At 65.6% G+C, this 20,616-nt stretch carries 20 protein-coding genes; 6 read left to right on the top strand and 14 right to left on the bottom strand.

Translation table 11 applies throughout. The annotated features are described in order from the left end of the window. Positions 1 to 41: 41 nt before the first annotated feature. Both QFZ33_RS07255 and QFZ33_RS07250 read right to left on the bottom strand, forming a co-directional pair. The gene (locus QFZ33_RS07255) at positions 42 to 1,169 is read right to left on the bottom strand and encodes a hypothetical protein (RefSeq protein WP_307026156.1); all 1,128 of its coding nucleotides are present in this window, start codon (positions 1,167 to 1,169) and stop codon (positions 42 to 44) included. 241 nt (positions 1,170 to 1,410) lie between these two features. Then, positions 1,411 to 1,683, bottom strand: a complete 273-nt coding sequence (locus tag QFZ33_RS07250; RefSeq protein WP_307026155.1) for a hypothetical protein — start codon at positions 1,681 to 1,683, stop codon at positions 1,411 to 1,413. Positions 1,684 to 1,827: 144 nt separating this feature from the next. On the opposite strand from QFZ33_RS07250, the gene QFZ33_RS07245 reads away from it, so the two are divergent. After that, a complete protein-coding gene (locus tag QFZ33_RS07245; protein ID WP_307026153.1) occupies positions 1,828 to 2,181 on the top strand; it encodes a GYD domain-containing protein in 354 nt (117 codons plus the stop codon). A gap of 25 nt (positions 2,182 to 2,206) precedes the next feature. Here QFZ33_RS07245 and QFZ33_RS07240 read toward each other — a convergent pair whose 3' ends face one another. Both QFZ33_RS07240 and QFZ33_RS07235 read right to left on the bottom strand, forming a co-directional pair. Next, positions 2,207 to 3,847: an alkaline phosphatase D family protein gene (locus tag QFZ33_RS07240; RefSeq protein ID WP_307026152.1), complete on the bottom strand. Its 1,641-nt coding sequence runs from the start codon at positions 3,845 to 3,847 to the stop codon at positions 2,207 to 2,209. A gap of 152 nt (positions 3,848 to 3,999) precedes the next feature. Beyond that, positions 4,000 to 4,467, bottom strand: coding sequence for a hypothetical protein (locus QFZ33_RS07235; protein WP_307026150.1), 468 nt, complete (start codon positions 4,465 to 4,467; stop codon positions 4,000 to 4,002). 340 nt (positions 4,468 to 4,807) lie between these two features. On the opposite strand from QFZ33_RS07235, the gene QFZ33_RS07230 reads away from it, so the two are divergent. Then, a complete protein-coding gene (locus tag QFZ33_RS07230) occupies positions 4,808 to 6,097 on the top strand; it encodes a class I SAM-dependent methyltransferase (protein WP_307026148.1) in 1,290 nt (429 codons plus the stop codon). A gap of 96 nt (positions 6,098 to 6,193) precedes the next feature. Continuing rightward, complete coding sequence (locus QFZ33_RS07225; RefSeq protein WP_307026146.1) at positions 6,194 to 6,928, top strand: type 1 glutamine amidotransferase domain-containing protein; 735 nt, start codon at positions 6,194 to 6,196, stop codon at positions 6,926 to 6,928. 69 nt (positions 6,929 to 6,997) lie between these two features. On the opposite strand, the gene QFZ33_RS07220 is transcribed toward QFZ33_RS07225, so the two are convergent. The 4 genes from QFZ33_RS07220 to QFZ33_RS07205 form a co-directional block, all read right to left on the bottom strand. Beyond that, a complete protein-coding gene (locus tag QFZ33_RS07220; protein ID WP_307026144.1) occupies positions 6,998 to 7,297 on the bottom strand; it encodes a hypothetical protein in 300 nt (99 codons plus the stop codon). 353 nt (positions 7,298 to 7,650) lie between these two features. Beyond that, positions 7,651 to 9,885 (bottom strand): FG-GAP-like repeat-containing protein, encoded by a 2,235-nt coding sequence (locus QFZ33_RS07215; protein ID WP_307026142.1) that lies wholly within the window; start codon positions 9,883 to 9,885, stop codon positions 7,651 to 7,653. Positions 9,886 to 10,523: 638 nt separating this feature from the next. Beyond that, positions 10,524 to 11,927: a GntP family permease gene (locus QFZ33_RS07210; protein ID WP_307026140.1), complete on the bottom strand. Its 1,404-nt coding sequence runs from the start codon at positions 11,925 to 11,927 to the stop codon at positions 10,524 to 10,526. Positions 11,928 to 11,979: 52 nt separating this feature from the next. After that, complete coding sequence (locus QFZ33_RS07205; RefSeq protein ID WP_307026138.1) at positions 11,980 to 12,525, bottom strand: gluconokinase; 546 nt, start codon at positions 12,523 to 12,525, stop codon at positions 11,980 to 11,982. A gap of 191 nt (positions 12,526 to 12,716) precedes the next feature. Here QFZ33_RS07205 and QFZ33_RS07200 point away from each other — a divergent pair, with 191 nt between their 5' ends. Next, positions 12,717 to 13,451, top strand: coding sequence for a FadR/GntR family transcriptional regulator (locus QFZ33_RS07200; protein WP_307026136.1), 735 nt, complete (start codon positions 12,717 to 12,719; stop codon positions 13,449 to 13,451). Positions 13,452 to 13,734: 283 nt separating this feature from the next. Next, on the top strand, positions 13,735 to 14,298 hold the full coding sequence (locus QFZ33_RS07195) for a hypothetical protein (protein ID WP_307026134.1): 564 nt from the start codon (positions 13,735 to 13,737) through the stop codon (positions 14,296 to 14,298). A gap of 183 nt (positions 14,299 to 14,481) precedes the next feature. Here the strand turns inward: QFZ33_RS07195 and QFZ33_RS07190 are convergent, their stop codons facing one another. Continuing rightward, complete coding sequence (locus tag QFZ33_RS07190) at positions 14,482 to 14,649, bottom strand: hypothetical protein (RefSeq protein WP_307026133.1); 168 nt, start codon at positions 14,647 to 14,649, stop codon at positions 14,482 to 14,484. 120 nt (positions 14,650 to 14,769) lie between these two features. Here QFZ33_RS07190 and QFZ33_RS07185 point away from each other — a divergent pair, with 120 nt between their 5' ends. Next, on the top strand, positions 14,770 to 16,602 hold the full coding sequence (locus QFZ33_RS07185; protein ID WP_307026131.1) for a tetratricopeptide repeat protein: 1,833 nt from the start codon (positions 14,770 to 14,772) through the stop codon (positions 16,600 to 16,602). Positions 16,603 to 17,645: 1,043 nt separating this feature from the next. Here QFZ33_RS07185 and QFZ33_RS07180 read toward each other — a convergent pair. From QFZ33_RS07180 to QFZ33_RS07160, 5 genes are all read right to left on the bottom strand, one after another. Continuing rightward, complete coding sequence (locus QFZ33_RS07180) at positions 17,646 to 17,849, bottom strand: cold-shock protein (protein WP_190606256.1); 204 nt, start codon at positions 17,847 to 17,849, stop codon at positions 17,646 to 17,648. 226 nt (positions 17,850 to 18,075) lie between these two features. After that, entirely contained in the window at positions 18,076 to 18,423 is a 348-nt protein-coding gene (locus tag QFZ33_RS07175; RefSeq protein WP_307026130.1) for a PRC-barrel domain-containing protein, read from the bottom strand. Then, a complete protein-coding gene (locus tag QFZ33_RS07170) occupies positions 18,410 to 18,850 on the bottom strand; it encodes a hypothetical protein (protein WP_307026128.1) in 441 nt (146 codons plus the stop codon). The genes QFZ33_RS07175 and QFZ33_RS07170 overlap by 14 nt, the downstream gene beginning before the upstream one ends. Then, positions 18,847 to 20,073, bottom strand: coding sequence for an Nramp family divalent metal transporter (locus QFZ33_RS07165; protein WP_307026126.1), 1,227 nt, complete (start codon positions 20,071 to 20,073; stop codon positions 18,847 to 18,849). Before QFZ33_RS07165 ends, QFZ33_RS07170 begins: the two co-directional genes overlap by 4 nt. Next, positions 20,070 to 20,537, bottom strand: a complete 468-nt coding sequence (locus QFZ33_RS07160) for a hypothetical protein (RefSeq protein ID WP_307026125.1) — start codon at positions 20,535 to 20,537, stop codon at positions 20,070 to 20,072. The genes QFZ33_RS07165 and QFZ33_RS07160 overlap by 4 nt, the downstream gene beginning before the upstream one ends. Positions 20,538 to 20,616 lie beyond the last annotated feature (79 nt).

Genomic DNA, 20,616 nt, shown 5'->3' with positions numbered 1-20,616 from the left:
GGAAGAATGAACCCGCGGCGGCAGGCCGGAGACGCGGCAGGTCAGTTGCCGGGGCGGAGCCGGTGCCAGCCGCGGGTGATGCTTGCCCAGATCGCCCACATGGTGGCCGCGGCTGCGGCGAGTGTGAGTGCCGCTGTGACGGCCTGGCCGGCGGCGAAGTACCGGATGGTGAGTCCCGTGAGGTAGGCGAGCCCGACGGCGGCCGCCACACCCAGCGCGAACAGCACCAGTCCCGCTGCGGTGCTGAAGGCGCGCTTCGCGGCTCTCGGTTTGGCAGTCGCGTCCGGTTCAATGCGGTCAATGTCAGAGCGCTCAAAGTCGGGGCGCTCAACCTCGGTCCGGCTCAGCTGCAGCAGGTCAGCGCTGCCGGCCTCAGCGGTCCCGGCCTCAACCCTGCCGGCCTCAGCGGTGCCGGCCTCAGCGGTGCCGCCGCCGTCGGCAATCAGGTGCGGAACGGCGTCTGGCACCACCACAGCGAGGTTGGCGTCGGGCTCGCCCGGTCCCCCGTGCTCATCACGCCCCTCAGCGGCATCCGGTCCCCCAGGTGTGGCGCTGGGTGATTCAGCCTCAGGGTCGGCGTCGGTGCGGACGCGCCGGCCACGGCGGCGCTTGCCGACCGCCGTCGTCGGCCCTTCCCAGATCTCGGCCAGAGTGGTGAGTCCGCGTGTGGCAGCGATGGCGAGCACTATCTGGGCGCAGGCCAGTGCGTGGGACCGCGGTTCGTGGCGCTCAACGGGCGGAAGATCCAGCGCGGCCAGCACGTCGCTGAGGCGGTGCCGCGGGAGGGTCAGGTGGTCTTCCGCGAGGTGCAGCGCGCAGTAGAAGTCCTTGGCTGGCAGGTCCAGATGCTGGTGCTCGGTGGCTTTGCGCATTACGGAGGCGTCGTAGGCGGCATCGAAAGCCACGATCGGATCCTCGGAGACGAACTGCAGAATGCCCTCGAGGGACATCTCCCAGTCGGCGGCGTTCTGGACGTCCGGTTCGGCGATGCCGTGGAGCTCCACGTTGATGGGATCAAAGTCGTCGACGCCGGGCGGCGGCTTGATGAGCCACGACGCCGTGTCCACGATGTGCCCGTCCCGGACCTTCACCAGGCCGACGGCGCATGCCGAGCCGCGGTGGCTGTTGGCCGTTTCGAAGTCGATGGCCGTAAAACTGATTCCTGACATCCTTGCCTCCCCAGGGCATTGCGCGGGAGGCCTCAAGCGCCGTTGCTTGTGACCTCCCGCACATGACATCGCCATTTTTGCAGAGGAGATGCCGGATTACGTCCTCGACCGAAATGTGACACGCATCATTCTGCCCACGAAAAGACCGTTGACAGCCCGCCCCGGTGGTTGAGCTTGGACCCACGCCGGCTGGGTCCCCTGGCCGAGCTTGCGAGGTTAGGGCGCCGGTGGGGAGGGAAACCTACCGCCCCGGGTTCGGATCCACACCTTCTCCGGCGGGCAGTCCGCCGCCCTCCTGGGCACCTGCAACGCCCTGGCCGTCCGCCGTCGGACCGCCAGCCTGTGTGAGCGGCTCATCGTTTTGTGGATGGTCCTTGTGGCGGGCTTCCTGAAGATGCTGTTCCAGTTTCTCTTCGGCATCCCGGCGGCGCTGGCCAACGGTGCGCATTTGCTGGGTCGTGGGTGCCGCGTGTGCGTGCAGGTGCGGGCCATGGTCCGGAAGGAACTCGCTCATATTGGAATCCTCCCACCGGACGGGCCGGGTGACTACCCGTCTGAACCGCACCCCCGCTGGCGAGAAATTTGGCCGTTGCTGGCCGCAGCGCAGCCTGCCATTCTGGGTGAATCCCGCTTCCGACGGCGAACGAAAGGCGCGACCATGCCCCTCTATCTGTCTAGGTTCAGCTACACCCGGGAAACGTGGGCAAGGCTGATCAGCAACCCGGAAGACCGTCGAAAGGCCGCACAGGCCTACATCGAATCGGTCGGCGGGAAGCTCCACGGATTTTGGTACGCCTTCGGGACCCACGACGGCTACAACCTCTGGGAGGCTCCGGATAACGTGTCCATGGCGGCGGTAGCACTGGCAATCAGCGGAGGCGGAGCGCTGGGCTCATTTGAAACCACGGTGCTCCTGACGGTCGAGGAAACGATGGACGCAATGCGGCAGGCCGCGCAGATCAAGTACCAGCCTCCCGGCACCGTAGAGCAGCCCGATGTTACCGTCGACTGAGCCGGGCGCCGCCGGTGGAGCGCGCTCAGCGCTCCGGGTTCAGGTCCTTGCGGAAGATCACCATGCCGTTGGCGTTGCGGAGGGTGACGGAGAAGACGTCGTCCTCGCCAAGGTCCACGTGGCCGAAGTACTGGCTTTCGCCGCTGCGCGGGGACTCGCCCGCGTAGGCGCCGGCCCGGGAGAAGACCACTTCCGGACCGAACGTGCCGTCCATCTGGTTGGGACCGAAGCTTCCGGCGTTGATGGGGCCACCGACGAACTCCCAGAAGGGGTCGAAGTCCTGGAAGGCGGCACGCTCGGGCGAGTAGTGGTGGGCGGCGCAGTAGTGCACATCCGCGGTGAGCCACACCACGTTTTTAACCCGGTTGCGCTTGAACGCGGACAGCACGCGCGCGATCTCGAGCTCCTTGCCCAACGGGGCACCGGCGTCGTGGTTGGCGAGGGATTCCTGGGCTGCCGGCCCGTCCGGGACGATGATGCCGAGCGGGAGGTCGGCGGAGATCACCTTCCAGGTGGCTCTGGACTTGCTGACCTCACGGATGAGCCAGTCGGCCTGCTCTTGGCCGAGGATGTGGGTGAGGCGCGTTTCCTTGCCGTCGGTGCTGGGGTCCTTGAAGGTGCGCATGTCCAGGCAGAAGACGTCCAGTTGCGGGCCGCGGGAAATCTTGCGGTAAATGCGGGCCGGTTCGAATCCGGTGCTGCCGTCGCTGAGCTGGGCGATGGGCTGGTATTCCTGCCAGGCCTGGCGGCCGCGGGCGGCGAGGACGTCCACGCGGCGCTCGGTGTAGCGGGAGTCGGTGAGGATTTCGCCGGGGTACCAGTTGTTGGTGGTTTCGTGGTCGTCCCACTGGGCAATGACCGGGACCTCGGCGTAGAGGGCGCGGATGTTCTTGTCCATGAGGTTGTAGCGGTGCCGGCCGCGGTACTCCTCAAGGGTTTCGGCCACCTTGGAGACCTCCTCGGTGACCAGGTTGCGCCAGATCTGACCGTCGGGCTCGATGACCTGGGCGGCGATGGGGCCGTCAGCGTAGATGGTGTCGCCCGAGTGAATGAAGAAGTCCGGCTTGATGGCAAGCATGGCCGCGTACCCGCGCATGCCGCCGATGTCCTCATTGATGCCCCACCCCTGGCCTGCAGTGTCCCCGGTCCAGACGAAGCTCTGGCCGCGCTCGGTCCCGCCGCTGCGGGACCAGCGGCTGTTGGCCTTCGAACCGGGGGCGGTGCTGAATGAGCCGCGGGCGGCGTCGCCGGCGTTGCCGTCCGGGTCCTCGAAGTGCATGGTGAGCGCGAACTGGGTTCCCGAGGGGAGGTCGCGCGCGTGGATCTTCGAGGTGAAGTCGGTGGCGTCGCTGGCGGTGGTGCCGCGCAGGACCCGCCGGAAGGCGCGGCTGCCGCGGAGCGGGGACCCGTCCTCGTCCACCGCCAGCAGGTTAGCCACCATCCGGCCCGCGCCTGACGCACGCGACCACAGGACGCCGGAGTTGGTGGTGACGTCGCCTGTGGATATGCCGGACGGGAGGGTCAGGCGGTTGCGGACCAGGGGAACCGCGGCGGGGCCGGCCGCGTGCGCTGGGACAACCAGTGAAGGGGCGACGGCGGCGGCACCGGCAGCGGCGATGGCACCTTTGAGGACGTTACGGCGGGAGAGAGCAGTCATGGGGCCCATGTTTGACGGCCCGGGTTACGGGCTAGCGACGGCGGGGTGAACTGAGTGAAGCAGCGCGATGACGGGCAGCCGCTGCTTTGCTTAGCCGGCGGATGGCGGTGGCTGGCATTCCTGCCAGCCACCCGCCGTCGTGCGTTCCTTAAAAGGACAGCTCAGCGGGACGGCACCTCCGCCACGAACGGAACGTGGGAGACAAACTGTTTGTACAGCATCATTGCTTCGTCAATCGCTATGTGGCCGAAGCCCAGGGACAGCTGCAGCCCCTCCAGTTGCGCGATTGCTGTCTCCGCTGCTGTGACCTTTTCGGCCAAAGCCTGGGAATTGGCAAAGTTCGTGGCGAGCCCGGCCCCGACGGACAGAATCACCGCTCCCAAGCAAAGGACCCGCCACACCACGGAAGCGTCGTCCAGGGAGAATATGCCCTGGACCGATGCGGTGAATCCTGTGCCTCCGAACGCCGGACCAGCTGTGAGCATGGCGGCCAGCACGCTCCCGGCGACGCTGAATTCCGTCAGCTTGTGCCGGCGCGGCCGCAGCCGTTCCAGGTAGGAGCGGAGTGCTGACTGCTTCTCTTCGATGCGGTCGGACAGCCGTTGGCGCGTCTCCGGCGAGTCGTCCATGGCGATATCAGCCTCCCTCTCCGACGGTATGTGCGATCAGCATCCCACCGCCCGGATTGCCGGTCCAGAGTGGAGAAATTCGGGCCAGCGCCGCCGGGGACCTCTCAGGTTGGGCCGAGTTCGCCGAAACGTATCGAGGGCGCCGGAAACTTCCGGCGTACCGGGCAGGGTTCCGGCGAATTCGTGGAGCGGGACGGAATCTAGCCCCAGCCACACCGGGCGGACACAACGAGACAAGTTTGTCTCACTGTCCGGTGCAGGCAGGCTTGTGTACGTTATTGCCACGGGACTGTAATGGCGCAGACCGTCGAACTGGGGCACCCGACGAGAGGCAACGAGGATGGCAAAGACGACCGGAGCGGCACCAAGACTAGCCACGGCGTTGGGCATCGTCCTGGGTACCGAGGAAATCCCCGTCCGGCTGCGGGCATGGGACGGCTCCGAAGCGGGCCCCCCTGATGCGCCGCTGATCGAGTTCACATCCCGACGGGCATTGCGGCGGATCCTCTGGTCGCCAGGGCAGCTGGGCCTGAGCCGGGCGTACGTCGCCGGTGAAATCACCGCACACGGCGACATCTTCGAGGCCTTCGCCGCCCTGAGCTCCGCCGGCAAGTTCGCCGAACCAGGCCCATTCAGCCCGCCGACGCCGCGGGAACTCTGGACGCTGCTGAAAACCGGCATCCGTCTCGGCGCGCTGGGCCCCCACCCCGCTCCCCCGCCGGAGGAAGCGAAGGTGGAAAAGCACGGCCGCAGGCACTCCAAGAAGCGGGACGCCGCCGCGATCTCACACCACTACGACGTCGGCAACGACTTCTACCGGCTGGTCCTCGGCCCGTCGATGGTGTATTCCTGCGCAGTCTGGTCCGATGAAAGCCGAAGCCTGGAAGAAGCCCAGGAGGAGAAGCTCGATCTGGTCTGCCGCAAGCTGGGCCTGCAGCCGGGGCAGCGCCTGCTGGACGTTGGCTGCGGCTGGGGCAGCTTTGCCCTGCACGCCGCCGAGCGGTACGGCGTGCACGTTGTCGGAATCACGATTTCCACGGAACAGGCCGAGCTGGTCCGCAAGCGGGTCGCCGAGGCCGGACTGACGGACCGAGTGGACATCCGCGTCCAGGACTACCGCGACATCGACGACGGGCCGTACGACGCGATCAGCTCCATCGGCATGTCAGAGCATGTGGGCCGCGAACAGCTGGACCGCTACGTCTCGCAGCTGCACGGTCTGTTGCGGCCCGGCGGGCGGCTGCTCAACCACGCCATCTCCTGGAACGCCGGGCCCACGGAGGACGACCCCGATTCCTTCATCCCCCGCTACGTCTTCCCCGACGGCCAGATGCTCAGCCTCTCGGAACTGATGACGGCGCTGGAGGGCGGCGGCTTCGAGGTGCTCGACGTCGAAGCCCTCCGCCGGCACTACGCCCTGACGCTCCGCGCATGGGTCAAGAACCTGGAGGAGAACTGGGACGAGGCCGTGCGGCTCACAACTGACGGCCGCGCCCGCATCTGGCGCCTATACATGGCATCCAGCGCACTCGGCTTCGAAGGCGGCCTGACCGGCGTGAACCAGGTGCTGGTGCAGAAGCCGGGCGGCCAGGAACCTCCGCTGCGGCTGAGGGAATGGACTGCTGGTTGAGCCTGTCGCAACCAGAAACCCCGGTCACGCGAGATCTCGACAAGCTCGATCAGCGACCACTGTCGAAACCAAGAAACCACATAAGGAGCAAGGACAATGGCTAACATTCTGATGGTCGTCTCGGCGGCCGATTCGCTGACCATGAAGGATAACAGCCAGCACCCCACCGGATTCTGGGCGGAGGAGCTGGTGGTGGCACACCGGACCCTGCAGCAGGCCGGGCACAACGTGGACTTCGCCACTCCCGGCGGTGTCAAGCCCACCGTGGACAAGATCAGCCTGCAGGCAGACGCCGTTGGCAGTGAGGAAAGGGCGGAAGACTTCCGCACCTATCTGGAGATGATCGACGTCGACCTCTTCGCACCGCTAGTGCTGGCCGACGTCGACATGTCCGGGTACGACGCAGTGGTCCTGCCGGGCGGCCACGGCCCCATGGCGGACCTCTTCCAGGACAAGGATCTGGGCCGGATCCTCGTGGAAGCCAACGGCGTAGGCAAGATCATCGCCCCCTTCTGCCACGGCCCGGCGGGCCTGCTCAGTGCCACGGCCGACGACGGCGCGTTCGCCTTCGCGGGCCGCAAGCTGACAGTGTTCGCCAACTCGGAGGAACTGGGCGGCGGCACGGGAGAGAACACGCCGTGGTTCGTTGAAACGGCGCTGCGGGACAAGGGCGCCAACGTGGAAACCGGCCCGGACTGGGCAAGCCACGTGGTGCGCGAGGGCAACCTAATCAGCGGCCAGAACCCGCAGTCCAGCGAGGACGTGGCCAAGGAGGTTATCAAGGCCCTCGTCGAAGACACCGAATTGGCAGGCGAAACAACCGCCGGTTGAGCAGCGGTCGCCGCTGGTTGAGCCTGTCGAAACCAAGCGCCTCGGATCTCGACAAGCTCGATCAGCGGATCAGCGGTCGCCGCTGGTTGAGCCTGTCGAAACCGCAGTCCCCATGCCGGGCTGGACCCGCACGAAGTCAACCTTGTTTCCGGGGTTGGTCCGGCTCTTCGGGTAACGCGAGAAACCCTTCGCGTCCAGATGGTTTTGTGCGCGGTATTCGGCGAGGGCTTCGTCGTATGACTGGTTGAGCCGCGCGCCGGACACCTCCTCCACCCTGCCGTCGGAAAAGGTGATGGAGACGAGGATGCTCTCCGGGAAATGCCGGTTCATTCGGATGAAGCCTTCGGCATCCTGCTGCAGATTGATCAATGTGGTCCGCCTTCGGGTTGGGGGTTCCAGTCTGCCGCACTTTTTAGGACGTGCCGGCTTCGATCACAAAGCGGTACCGCACATTACTGGCCAAAACGCGGTCGTAGGCGTCGCCAAGTGCTCGGGGCGGAGGATCTCCTCGAGTTCGCTGGCGGTGAGCAGCTCGCGTTCGAGGACGAGGGAGGTGCAACACAAACCGAACTGGACGAATGCCGCGGGTTCGGTTTGTGCCCCCCCTGGCCGGTCCTACCGCAGGACGTTGTAGGCGTTCCAGCCCGCCCAAACGATGGTCCGCGCGGCCCAGATGCCCCTGCTGAAGGGGTAACGGGCGAGACGGCCGTCGCTGAGCCGGGTCATGAGCTCAGTGCATTCATGATGTTCCATCCTGCACCAACCCGGATTCTCGTCGGGAAAGTGCCGGTGCCGTTGCCGCGGTAGGCCCACAGCACACCACTGGAATCCCGGGCTACCAGGTCTGCACGTCCGTCTCCGGTGAGGTCACCGGCGGCACTGATCGCGGTCATAATGTTCCATCCTGCACCAACCCGGATCCTCGTCGGGAAAGTGCCGGTGCCGTTGCCGCGGTAGGCCCACAGCACACCACTGGAATCCCGGGCTACCAGGTCTGCGCGTCCGTCTCCGGTGAGGTCACCGGCGGCACTGATCGCGGTCATAATGTTCCATCCTGCACCAACCCGGATCCTCGTCGGGAAAGTGCCGGTGCCATTGCCGCGGTAGGCCCACAGCACACCACTGGAATCCCGGGCTACCAGGTCTGCGCGTCCGTCTCCGGTGAGGTCACCGGCGGCACTGATCGCGGTCATAATGTTCCATCCTGCACCAACCCGGATCCTCGTCGGGAAAGTGCCGGTGCCATTGCCGCGGTAGGCCCACATCACACCACTGGAATCCCGGGCTACCAGGTCTGCGCGTCCGTCTCCGGTGAGGTCACCGGCGGCACTGATCGCGGTCATAATGTTCCATCCTGCACCAACCCGGATCCTCGTCGGGAAGGTGCCGGTGCCATTGCCGCGGTAGTCCCACAGCACACCACTGGAATCCCGGGCAATCAGGTCAGCACGCCCGTCGCCGTTGAAGTCCCGCGAAACGGTGGTGACTCCGCCTGTGGTGAAGGTCCAGGTCTTGTCCGCCGCCATCGCGTTACCGGCAGCATCCTTCACCCCGCTGGCACCGCCCTTGATGGTCGCCGTGTAGGTGGTCCCCGCCGCCAAATCGGCAGTGGGGTTCAACGTCGCAACCCCGCCGCTGTGCGTCACAGCGGCCCCCACCGTCGTCGCTCCCGACGTCAACGTGAACGTGGACGGCGTGACCGTCGATGAAGTCATCGCCTCGGAGAACGTTCCCGTTACATTGGCCGTCACCGCGACACCAGGTGCACCAGCAGCCGGGGACGTACCTGTCACCGTCGGAGCCGTGGTGTCAGTACCGCCACCGCCGCCGGTGGAGTCGTAGTAGTGCCAGTACCGGCTTGTGGCGTTCACATCGGCGAGCACCAGCAGGCCGCTGTTGGCCGTGCCCGAAGCATTACTGTTGAGGTTCTGCTTCGTCGACGTCACGTTGTGGACATACTGGTCGGCGTCCACGATACGGGCCGTCTTCGTGGTGCTGAAGCTGATGTCGCTCAGCGGCGTGGACTTCTCGTAAACCGCACCACCCGAGCTGGTGCAGACACCGGCGTTCGTCGTGCCGCTCGGCTTCGGATAAGTGGCGAAGGTGCGCAGCTTCTGCGCAGCCTCATCAATCATGACAATCACCCGGTTCGGGCACTCCGACACGGTCGCGATCGTGTGCGCCGACCATGTTGATGTCGTGGCATTCAATACCAACAGCTGGATCAGCGGCAGGGACGCCGACGTGTTTGAGGTCTTAGTTGCGGCGAAGACCTGGCCACCCGTGGAGTCCAGCCACTTCAGGTTCATGTGGTCATCACCGCTGCGCAGCCCCTTCACCGCCGCCACAGGAGAGGTCCAGGTGGTGGTAGAGGCGTCCGTATCGACGTGGAAGCTCCAGTACATGCCGTCGGTGGCGTCACCGACCTGCCGGCTCCACATCACACCCATCTTGCCGTTGCCGGCTCCGCCGAACGCGATCACAGCCGACGTGTCGTCCACCGACACGTTGCCCAACGACGCAGGATGCGCGAACGGCGTCCCCCACGTTATGCCATCGGTGCCAGTGACGTTCAGAAAGATCCGGTTCCCCTGCTGCCAGGTGGCCCACACACGACCGGTCGAGTCCTTGTCGATGGACATGGTCTCCACCTTGTTGTTGTGGATTCGTTCAGAAGTCAGCAGCGTGTACGTCTTCGTACCCGAGTCGTAGCTGTAACGCCGCATTGTCGACGGGAAGTTCGGCTCAAACGGCAGGCCGTCATTAACGAACCGATAGCTCGCCACAAACAACGTCTTCCCGTCCCACAACACGTCATGATGAGTGTTCGCCCGCGTCTCCGTCGCCACACCCGTATTGACCCACGAGCTCGTCGCCGCATTGAACCGGAAGATATGGAAATCCGAGCTGGCAGTGTCCCACAGGTTCCCCCACCAGACCCCGTCGTTAAACCACAACGCATTGGTCTGCCGCTTTGTACCTGTTGGCGTCCCCGTCCCCGAATGCGAGAAATCCTCAACCCCAACATCACCCTCAGCAGCCGACGCCGTAACCGGCACCACCAGAGCACCCAGCGCAAGCAACAGCGCTGTCAGCAGTGCACTGAGGCCCCGATTCCGCGACCCACGTCTAAAAAATGTATAGTCCAGCAACGTTGCTTCCCGGAGTTGAACGTCGGCCTGTATAGGGATGGTCACTAGCCTCACCACTCATCGAAGTTGTTTGCCTATGCCAGTCCCGAGAAACCTTCCCGGCTGGATACGAGAAACCGAAGCGCCTGCTGCTGCGGTCCTGATGCCTTGCGCGCACTCCCCCTTGGAACATGTTCGCCTGAGCAACTTGTAAGAAGCTTGGGACTTTCTTGAACCGGCTTCAGTTTTAGGGGTTTAAGAATCCTTGCAACCTGGCAAGTCTTAATGCCACCAAACGCACCGCCGTTCTCCGCCGTGGAAGTACGAAAAAAGCAGGACAGCGCCGAAAGGCCTAACAAGTACGACGGCGGGAGGCCGGCAGATCTGCCGGCCTCCCGCTGCTGGTTGAGCCTGTCGAAACTGCGGTCCTTGATCTCGACAGGCTCGATCAGCGGTAAATGACGCTAGCCCGCCAGCCCGGCGACGCCGAAGATGGTGGCAGCGATGGCGAAGCCCATGACACCGATCAGGGTTTCCATGACGGTCCAGGTCTTCAGTGTGGTCTTGACGTCCATGCCGAAGAAGCGGCCCACCAGCCAGAAGCCGGAGTCGTTGACGTGGGAGACCACCACTGAACCGGCGGCCACGGCGATGACGAGCGCGGCGATCTGCATGCCGTTCAGTCCGGCCGTGGCAACACCCGGAGCAATGAGGCCGGCCGTGGTGGTGAGGGCCACGGTAGCGGAGCCCTGGGCGATGCGCAGGATGGCGGCGATCAGGAAGCCCGCGAAGATGAGCGGGATGCCGATGCTGCCCAGCACGTCTGCCAGGGCGTCGCCAATGCCGGAGGTGCGCAGCACGCCGCCGAACATGCCGCCGGCGCCGGTGATGAGGATGACGGAGCAGACCGGGCCCAGCGAGGTCTCGAGCAGCTTCTCCAGGGCGCCGTTGTGGACGCCGCGTTTGGCGCCGAGGACGAACATCGCCACGAGGACGGAGATGAGCAGCGCCACCGGGGTTTCGCCGAGCGCGCGCAGCAGCTGGAACCACTGTGCGTCCTTGACGTCCGCCGGCAGCACGCCGGAGGCGGAGAAGGTGTTCAGGCCCGTGTTGATGAAGATCAGGACGAGCGGCAGGAGCAGCAGCCCGATGATGGTGCGGAAGCGCGGCGGGTGGGATTCGGCTTCTGCGGTGGCGTGGCCGAGGAGCTCCGGAACCGGAAGTTGCAGTTTCTTGCCGGTCCACAGGCCGTAAAGGTAGGCGGTGACGTACCAGGTGGGGATGGCGGTGAGGAGACCGGCAATGGTCACCAGGCCGACGTTCGCTTCGAAGAAGGCCGACGCCGAGACGGGGCCCGGGTGCGGCGGCAGGAAGATGTGCATCACGGAGAACGCCCCGGCAGCCGGGAGGCCATAGCGCAGCACTCCCCCGCCCAGGCGGTGGGCCACGGCGAAGACCACGGGAAGCATGACAACGAGGCCGGCGTCGAAGAAGATCGGGAAGCCGAAGATCAGGGAGGCGAGGCCCAGTGCGAACGGGGCCCGCTTTTCACCGAAGATGCCGATCAGGTAGTCGGCCAGCACCTTCGCGCCGCCGCTGGTTTCGACGATGCGGCCCAGCATGGCGCCCAGGCCGACGAGGAGCGCCACGGTTCCGAGGGTCGTCCCGAAACCGTTGATGAGGACGGGCACCACCTGGTTGGCGGGGATGCCGGTGGCGAAAGCGGTGGCGAGGCTGACCACGATCAGCGCAAGCAACGCGTGCATGCGCAGCCTGATGATCAGGAACAGCAGGACGCCGATCGCCGCGGCCGCGATGAGCAGCAGCGGTCCTGCGCCCAGCGTTTGTGTCCATCCTTCGATGGTCATGGTTCTCCTTTGAAACAGATTTTGGTTGGGGAGGTGAAAGAGTTTGGAGCGCCTATTGGGCGCTGGGCTCCTGGTTGGACGGGAGCTTGAGGGCAGCCAGAATCTCCGTCAGGAGTTCCTCCGGGGAGCGGGTGATGTCCAGGCGAAGGCTTCCGGCCTCAAGCTCTTCGGCGGTCAGCGGTTCCAGGGTGGCCAGCTGGCTGGGCAGGAGCGTGGGCGGCATGAAGTGCCCCTCGCGTCCCTGCATGCGCCGGCTGAGCAGGTCGGCCTCGCCGTGCAGGTGGAGGAAGAGGACGCGGCCTTCGGCTTCGGCCAGCAGCTTGCGGTAGCTCTGCTTGAGCGCAGAGCAGGTGAGCACGGTGCTTTGGCCGGCACGCGCCTGCTCAGTCATCCAGTTCTGGATCTGCTGCAGCCAGGGCCAGCGGTCCTCGTCCTGCAGCGGGATGCCCTGGCTCATCTTGTCGATGTTGGACTGCGGGTGGAACTCGTCCGCCTCTGCGGATGCCCAGCCGAGGTGCTTGGACAGGGCCGCGGCTATCGTGGACTTGCCCGAACCGGCAACGCCCATCACCACCAGATGCGTGGCTGGATACTGCATATTTACCTCCGAAGAAGACGTCTTTGGCTTGTGGAAGAAGCTCAATCTGCAGCCCGACTCGAACTGCGCTGGAGATAAGGTATCACCAATTCCTCTCAAAGATACTATCTTTGAGTGTCACAGGTCATACCTTTGACTTCACCTTCCGGTACTCTGGAGGGAGCGCCTCGGCGCAGAGGAAAGGCAGGATCATGTCGACGGCGACAGAAGACGGCGCGGATAACGCGTACGACGGCGGGTTTTCACCCGCCATGCACGAACGCGTCCTTGACGCCCTGGGCGTGGCTATCGCGTCCGGCGCCCTGGCGCCCGGAAGCCGCCTGACCCTTGACAGCCTGCAGCAGGAGTACGGCGTGTCCCGGACGGTGGCGCGGGACACCATGAAGGTCCTCGAATCGATGAACCTGGTCTACTCACGCCGGCGGGTAGGGATCGTGGTGCAGAGCCCGGATCTGTGGAACGTCTACGACCCCAAGCTGGTGCGGTGGCGTCTGGCGTCCGAGCGCCGCGCCGAGCAATACGCCAGCCTCACGGAACTCCGCATCGCCGTCGAACCCATTGCAGCGGCGGGCGCTGCACGCCGGGCCAGCGCGGCGGAACGCAGCCAGCTGGTGGCCTTGGCCGCTGACTTGCGCCGACTGGGTGAAGCCGGCGACCTCGAGGGATTCCTGGCGGTCGACATCGCATACCACCGGCTGCTGCTGAAGAGCTGCGGCAACGAGATGTTCTCGTCCCTAGAAGGGATGGTGGCAGAGGTGCTCACCAGCCGCACCCACCAGGGACTCATGCCATTCAAGCCGCGGCCCGAGGCCCTCGACGCCCATGAGGAAGCGGCCGCCGCCGTAGCCGCCGGGGACGCGACGGCAGCGGAGAGCGCCGTGCACCACATCCTGGATGAAGTGCGCGAAGCTATGGGCCTGCACTAGTCCCCCCGCTGGTTGAGCCTGTCGAAACCCCGCTGGTTGAGCCTGTGGCCCCGCTGGTTGAGCCTGTCGAAACCCCGCTGGTTGAGCCTGTCGAAACCCGCTGGTTGAGCCTGTCGAAACCAAGTCTGTCTAAACCCTGGCGCCAGGCGCATAATCTTAACGCCGCTCAAAAACTTTTACGTGCAGTGCACGCGAGCGGTAATCCACCGGCTGGCCTATCGGGGCTACCGGCATCCTGGCGAAGGTGGGCGGGGTCGGTCCACTGCTTCGCACCCTTACCGAATTGGAAACACCGGTCTCAGAGGGTTGGAAGAAAATGTTGTATCGCAGCAAAACAGGATTGATCTCCATGGTCGCGGCTGCTGGACTGGCCGCAGGACTTATGCCCGGCGCCGCCGCCTACGGGAGCTCCACGCACGATGACGATGATCATGACTCCAAGTTGACGTCCCAGCAGCGCAAACTGGTTCACACGCTGAGGGACATCACTGAGGAATACCGTTCGCTGGATGAAGCGATGGAGGACGGTTACAAAAAGGGGTCTGACTGCGTCGACAAACCGGGTGTTGGCGCGATGGGATTCCACTACGTCAAGAACTCGTTGGTGGACGCCAAGACCGATGCCCGCAAACCCGAAGTGCTGGTGTACATGCCCAACAAACAGGGCCAGTACAAGCTGGTAGCCGTCGAATTCCTCTCCACGGCCAAGAAGAGGCCGGAGATCGCAGGCCTGAAATTTGAGAATGGGCCGTTCCCCGGGACTTTCGCCCGGCACGCGTGGGTCTGGCGGGATAATCCCGACGGCATGTTCGCGGCCTACAACCCGGACCTCAAATGCCCTAAGTAGCCCGAGATGGCGGGAGGCCGGCAGTTCTGCCGGCCTCCCGCCGTCGTATTCCGGTGGTTGAGCCTGTCTAAACCCGGGTCTCCTTGATTCCGTCAAGCTCAATCAGCGTTCAACAAGCTCGTCCCCCGCTGGTTGAGCCTGTCGAAACCGAGCCTGTCGAAACCGAACCGCTCGAATCCGGTCCTACCAGAGCCGTGCGCTGGAGTAGGGGACGCTGGGAAGGTCTCCCGCTCTCCATGGCTCGGTGGAGCGGACACTGGGGTGGTGTCCCCGGCCGTCGGTCAGGACGGAGCGGACGGTGGCGGTGACAACCCAGAGTCCGGTAAGAAGCAGGATAACGAGCAGTACCATGATGTTTGCGCCTCGGTTTGTGTATTGCGGATGGGGTGATTTCAGTGTCCGCGAACGGCGTGTGAGCAAGCGTGTGAACGCCCGCTGACTCCGCGGATGGCCGGGGCTAGAATGGCGCGTATGGCCGAAAGCACCATTCGGCTCCTCGGTCCGCCGGCGATCGAGTCCACTGGCACCTCTCCCCCGCAGCAGCCCAGGGGCCGCAAGGCATGGGCCGTGCTGTCCTACCTTGCGCTTCAGCCGGACGGCACCGGACGGTCGCGGCTGGCAACGCTGCTGTTTCCGGATGCGGCTGATCCGCTCGGCGCCCTACGCTGGAACCTCTCCGAGCTCCGGCGGACGCTCGCCGGCGTGACATTCGACGGTGACCCACTGCGGCTGGTGCTCCAGCCGCCCTGGCGCTGCGACGCCGTCGAACTCGTCGGGGCGGGTGCCATCCCCCGCCCCGACCCGCACAGCCTGAATGGCCAGCTGCTGGAGGGACTGTCCTTCGGCGATTGCCCGGTTTTCGATTCCTGGCTGGCGGACCAGCGCTACCGGCTGGAGAACTGCGCGCAGTCCCTGCTGTATGAGTCCTCAGTGTCCGCGCTGGCCTCGGGCGATCCCCGCGAGGCTGCGGAGCTGGCCTCCCGTGCGCTGCAGCGGGACCCGTTCCACACCGACTGCAACGCCGTGCTGGTCCGGGCGCTCGTAGCGATCGGTGAGCACCGACGTGCCCGGGAGCATGTGGCCAAGTGCGCCAACCTCTATCGCGACGAGCTGGGCCTGCCGCTGCCGCCGGAAATCCGCGCGGCCCTGTCCGGCACGGAACCGGAGACCGACCCGGGAATTCCCGCCACCGTGGCGACCGTTCGGTCCTATCTCGACGCCGGCGGCGCCTCACTCTCGGCCGGAGCCGTGGACCGGGGGCTGGACCAGCTGCGTCTCGCCGTCGTTCTGGCCCAGCGCACCCCCAGCCGGCATATCCTCGCCGAGTCGCTGGTCACGCTGGCCGGAGCAATGATCCACCAGGCGGGCGGCCGTGGCGCGGAGGTGGCGGATTTCCTGCACCGGGCGCTGAGCGCCGAAGCCCCGGCGGCGGAGGCGCCGTCGGAAAAGTATGACGGCGCGTCCCCCACTACGGCGGCCGCTTACCGCGAGCTGGGGTACCTGTCCGTCCAGCGGGGCGTTCCGGACCGCGCGGCCGGCTGGCTTGAGCGGGCCAGTGCGGCGGCCGCCGGGTTCCGCGACGAGCAGGCGCGGGTCCTGGCGATCCAGGGGATGCTGGCGTCGGATACCGCACGCTATGGCGACGCGGTGGAGGCGTTGACCGCGTCCGTCAGGCTGGCCAGGGAGGTGCGGAACCGCCGGCAACTGGCGTTCAGCAGCGCGCTCCTTGGCCGTGTGTGGCTGCTGCGCGGGGACCTGGAATCGGCGGCTGCTTCCTTGGACCAGGCACTCGAATGGATTGCTGCTGAGCACTGGACGGCCTTCGAACCCTTTGTGGCCGGAGTGCGCGGCGAAACGTACCTGGCGGCCGGCGATCTTGAGGCTGCCGCGGAAATGATCGACCGGTCGTGGGTGATGGCGGACCTGGCCGGGGACCACTGTTACATGGCCCTCGCGGCTGGGGCGGAAGCTCGGCTGTTCCTCGCGCACGGCGACCTTGCTGCGGCACAGCACTGGGTCGACAGGGGGCTGGAGCCCAAGCCCTGGTACCTCTGGTATTCGGCCCGGCTGCTGGACGTTGCGGCGGAGGTGGCCATCGCGGCAAGGTCCGAGCACGCTGGAGAAGTCGTCGAGAGTCTCGGTGCGCTTGCTAGCCGCAGCGGGATGCGCGAGTTCGTGGTGCGGGCACAGTCCCACCGCGCCGTGCTCGGTAACGACACCGCAGCCCAGGCCATCCCCTGGCTGGCGAAGGAAATCGAAAACCCCGCACTGACCGCGTTCCTGGCAGCCCGCGGCCAGCTCTAAGAGCCGCTGGTTGAGCTTGTCGACACCAGGCCCCGCTGGTTGAGCCTGTCGAAACCAGGCCCCGCTGGTTGAGCCTGTCGAAACCGGGCGACCCGCTGGTTGAGCCTGTCGAAACCGGGCGACCCGCTGGTTGAGCCTGCCGAAACCGGCCCCGCCTTGATCTCGACAAGCTCGATCAGCGGTTCGCCCCGCTGGTTGAGCTTGTCGAAACCACGCCCGCCTTGATCTCGACAAGCTCGATCCGCGGTTCGCCCCGCTGGTTGAGCTTGTCGAAACCACGCCCGCCTTGATCTCGACAAGCTCGATCCGCGGTTCGCCCCGCTGGTTGAGCCTGTCGAAACCGAGCCTCCTTGATCTCGACAAGCTCGATCCGCGGTTCGCCCCCGCTGGTTGAGCCTGTCGAAACCACGCCCGCCTTGATCTCGACAAGCTCGATCCGCGGTTCGCCCCGCTGGTTGAGCCTGTCGAAACCACGCCCGCCTTGATCTCGACAAGCTCGATCCGCGGTTCGCCCCGCTGGTTGAGCCTGTCGAAACCGGCCCCGCCTTGATCTCGACAAGCTCGATCCGCGGTTGTCCCCGCTGGTTGAGCCTGTCGAAACCGGCCCCGCCTTGATCTCGACAAGCTCGATCCGCGGTTCGCCCCGCTGGTTGAGCCTGTCGAAACCGAGCCCGCCTTGATCTCGACAAGCTCGATCCGCGGTTCGCCCCGCTGGTTGAGCCTGTCGAAACCGGCCCCGCCTTGATCTCGACAAGCTCGATCCGCGGTTCGCCCCGCTGGTTGAGCCTGTCGAAACCGGCCCCGCCTTGATCTCGACAAGCTCGATCCGCGGTTGTCCACCCTGGTTGAGCTTGTCGAAACCACGCGCGCCTTGATTTCGACAAGCTCAATCAGCGGTCGACAAGCTCAATCAGCGGCGACAAGCTCGATCAGCAGCGACAGGCTCAATCAGCAGCGTTCCAGCACAACCTGGTTAACAAAAGCAGGGCCCGTCACGAAGACGGGCCCTGCTCGAAACCTAACGGTCCCGGTTCTCTAGAAAATTAGAGAGCCTGGATGTTGACGGCCTGGGGACCCTTGGGGCCCTGCTCGGTTTCGAAGGAAACCTTCTGGTTCTCTTCGAGGGAGCGGAAGCCGCCGGAGTTGATCGCGGAGTAGTGCGCGAACACGTCCTGCGAGGAGTCATCGGGGGAAATGAAGCCGAAGCCCTTTTCAGCGTTAAACCATTTGACGGTACCAGTAGCCATTATTTTTGTCCTTCGTGAAGGTGGAGGAACTGTCCCGACTTTCGGGTCCTCCGGTGTGGGGTGTTCAAAACCGCTACTTCAGAAAGACGCGGACTTTCGACCGCGCGTACTGCCTGAACTACACAATGCAAACACAACAACGAGATCAACTGTACAGGACAATTTCGCGGCTAGGCGACAAAGTTGAGGGAACAACCTTTCCAGGCAGCTCAGCGTAACGAAAAACCTACTCCTGCCCGCTTCCGTCCAGCGCCGGACTGTACGCCGTGTACCCGGGCCGCAGCCGGACGGACCGGTCGCCGAGCACCGCGATGTCCTCCCACATGACAAAAAAGGATCCGCGGTGCCGCCACCGCAGCAGCCCCGGCAGTGGCCACGGCTGCGTGAGGCTGTTCCGCTCGTAGCCCAGGAATGACGACCAGCTGTGCGGGCTGACCACCAGGCCCAGCAGGCGGGCGTCAGCCATCAGCCGGTGCGGTGCGCCGTCCACCACAAACCGGGCGTCGGCCACGCGCCCCAGCCGCACGCCGTCGTCGTCGTGCACGGCAGTGCCCAAAAGGTCACCGAGGATCACGGCGGCCTCCTGGAATCCGCGCGATGATCTTGTCGCGGATCCAGCGCTCCACCCAGTCGGCGTCGAGGCCCTGTCCGCTGACGCCGAGCCGGACCACCACGCCGACGTCGGCAACGTCCGTCCACGGGATCCGGATCAGCCGGGACGACGGCGGCCTGCCGCCGAAGATGCGCGTCCCCAGCACGGGACCGGTCAGCAGTGCGGTGAGCACCGGGGCCGGCGTTCCTGCAGGGATCACCGTCCCTATAGGAAGCTCCGGTTCGCCCTCGGGGGCGCCGAGTTCGAGGTCGTCGACAGTGGTGACGGGGACGCCGTCGCTGTCCAGAACCTGCCGGTCCAGCAGGTGCAACTGGGCGTCCAGGGTCTGCCCGGCGACAGGCGGAACCGGGACAAGGGGAACAGAGCCCAACGGGCGGGATGTTTTCATGCGCCGGCTCCTGTCACGATCATCAGGGGTATGGCCGCCAGGGAGGCCACGAGGATCACCACGAGGTAAATCATCGCCACCACGTTCACGCCACGGCCGTTGACGTGGTGGCCCATGTATTGGGGGTCGTTGGCCACGATCAGGATGGGCAGGTACGTGAGCGGCAGCGCCACGGCGGAGAACACCACGGAGTATTCGGTGACCAGCACGGGGTCCACGCCGGTGGCCAGCACCCCGATGCCCACCAGCAGACAGATGATCATGGCCAGATGGAACCGTGCCGCCTGCGCCGGCGCACGGAACTTGCCCCAGGACCAGCCGAAGAACTGCGCCAGCGTGTAGCCGCTGGACAGCGTCGTCTCCAGCGCGGCGCCGAACGTCGCGGCCACAATGCCCAGAAGGACGACGGCGAGCCCCAGTTTCCCGGCGCCCTCCGCCACCGGGAGGATCACCTGGGAGAGGGACGTGACGGCGATTCCGGCCGGGAGAAGCACGACGGCGGCGCACCCGGCGATCGCGACGGACAGCAGCCCGCCGAGCGGGAACCCCACCAGGACGTTGATCCGCGACTGGATCAGGTCCTTGATCTTCCACCCTTCCTCCACAGCGCCGGAGGAAAAGAAGAACACCTCGTACGGTGTCATGGCAGCGCCGAACAGGGCGATGGCGAAGTACCAGTAGGTGGCGCCGGTTTCCTCGGCCGGGACGGCGGGGATGGCCTGGCTGGCCAGGTTGCCCCAGTCCGGCTTGAGCAGGAACAGTGCCACGGCGAAGACGATCAGGGTCAGGCCCAGGAGCCCGGTGACGTTTTCCATGATGGAGAACTTGACCCGCCAGATCACCAGCCACACTGCCACCGCGGCCAGCGGAATCCACAGCAGGTAGTTGACGCTGCTGGCCAACTGCAGGGCCAGGGCGACGCCTCCAATTTCGGCCGTCACCGTCATCAGGTTGATGAGGAAGGACGCGGACAGGTTCGCCAGCCCGGCGCGCGGCCCCAGCCGTTCACGGATGACCTCGAAGGTGGCGCGACCGGAGGCTGCCGCCACCCGGCCCGACATGTTGGCGAACACGCAGATGCCGACTACGCCGACCAACACCACCCAAATTAGGGACAGCCCGAACCGGGATCCGACGACGGCGTTCGTCACCAGGTCGCCGATGTCCACAAAGCCGCCGATGGCGGTCAGGATGCCGAGCGCCACGCCCAGCAGGCGCTTCATTTCCCGCCCACCTTCGACTTCAGCCCGTTCAGGGCTTCCTCTGCCGCTGCGAGCGCCCGCGCCCCCTCGGAAAGGGGCGGCCCGCCGTCGTCGGACGACACAGCGTTCCGCGCGGTGGTGAGGCCGGCGGCCGAACTGTCCAGCACCTTCAGAGCGTCCTCCCGCATCTGCCGGTCCTCCGGGGAGGCGGGTGAGAGCCGTAGGACGGTGTCGCGGCTGGTCTGCACTTCCTTGAGGGCGTCATCGAGCGCGGTGGAAGTGGCGGCGCGGGTGAGCTTGCCGTCTGCGTCCTGCCGGATGGCGAGCCGGGCGGTGGCGATGGCGGAGGCGCTGTCCTCGGCGGCGGTGGACACGGTGTCCGTGACGGCGCCTGAGCAGGAGGTGAGGACGGCGAGCGCCCCGAGGCAGGCAACGGCGAGGAGTGCCCGTCGGCCCGTCCGCGCTCCGGCTGGCCTGCTCAGCACCTTTCCTCCAGCCTCCGGGCAGGCCCGGATCGTCCGAATCTCCGCACTGCAAACAGCCGCACATTTAGTTGCCTTGAGC

Source organism: Arthrobacter globiformis (genome assembly GCF_030815865.1).
Lineage (GTDB): Bacteria > Actinomycetota > Actinomycetes > Actinomycetales > Micrococcaceae > Arthrobacter > Arthrobacter globiformis_B.
Note: the sequence above shows the minus strand (reverse complement) of the source record. Positions and strands in the feature narration are given on the sequence as shown.

Excerpts from the sequence above, each read along its gene's own strand:
- QFZ33_RS07210 (WP_307026140.1), bottom strand. The coding sequence starts at position 11,927 with ATGACCATCGAAGGATGGACACAAACGCTGGGCGCAGGACCGCTGCTG.
- QFZ33_RS07190 (WP_307026133.1), bottom strand. The coding sequence starts at position 14,649 with ATGGTACTGCTCGTTATCCTGCTTCTTACCGGACTCTGGGTTGTCACC.
- QFZ33_RS07205 (WP_307026138.1), bottom strand. The coding sequence starts at position 12,525 with ATGCAGTATCCAGCCACGCATCTGGTGGTGATGGGCGTTGCCGGTTCG.
- QFZ33_RS07200 (WP_307026136.1), top strand. The coding sequence starts at position 12,717 with ATGTCGACGGCGACAGAAGACGGCGCGGATAACGCGTACGACGGCGGG.
- QFZ33_RS07225 (WP_307026146.1), top strand. The coding sequence starts at position 6,194 with ATGGCTAACATTCTGATGGTCGTCTCGGCGGCCGATTCGCTGACCATG.
- QFZ33_RS07170 (WP_307026128.1), bottom strand. The coding sequence starts at position 18,850 with ATGAAAACATCCCGCCCGTTGGGCTCTGTTCCCCTTGTCCCGGTTCCG.
- QFZ33_RS07235 (WP_307026150.1), bottom strand. The coding sequence starts at position 4,467 with ATGGACGACTCGCCGGAGACGCGCCAACGGCTGTCCGACCGCATCGAA.
- QFZ33_RS07250 (WP_307026155.1), bottom strand. The coding sequence starts at position 1,683 with ATGAGCGAGTTCCTTCCGGACCATGGCCCGCACCTGCACGCACACGCG.
- QFZ33_RS07245 (WP_307026153.1), top strand. The coding sequence starts at position 1,828 with ATGCCCCTCTATCTGTCTAGGTTCAGCTACACCCGGGAAACGTGGGCA.
- QFZ33_RS07255 (WP_307026156.1), bottom strand. The coding sequence starts at position 1,169 with ATGTCAGGAATCAGTTTTACGGCCATCGACTTCGAAACGGCCAACAGC.
- QFZ33_RS07185 (WP_307026131.1), top strand. The coding sequence starts at position 14,770 with ATGGCCGAAAGCACCATTCGGCTCCTCGGTCCGCCGGCGATCGAGTCC.
- QFZ33_RS07230 (WP_307026148.1), top strand. The coding sequence starts at position 4,808 with ATGGCAAAGACGACCGGAGCGGCACCAAGACTAGCCACGGCGTTGGGC.
- QFZ33_RS07240 (WP_307026152.1), bottom strand. The coding sequence starts at position 3,847 with ATGGGCCCCATGACTGCTCTCTCCCGCCGTAACGTCCTCAAAGGTGCC.
- QFZ33_RS07165 (WP_307026126.1), bottom strand. The coding sequence starts at position 20,073 with ATGAAGCGCCTGCTGGGCGTGGCGCTCGGCATCCTGACCGCCATCGGC.
- QFZ33_RS07180 (WP_190606256.1), bottom strand. The coding sequence starts at position 17,849 with ATGGCTACTGGTACCGTCAAATGGTTTAACGCTGAAAAGGGCTTCGGC.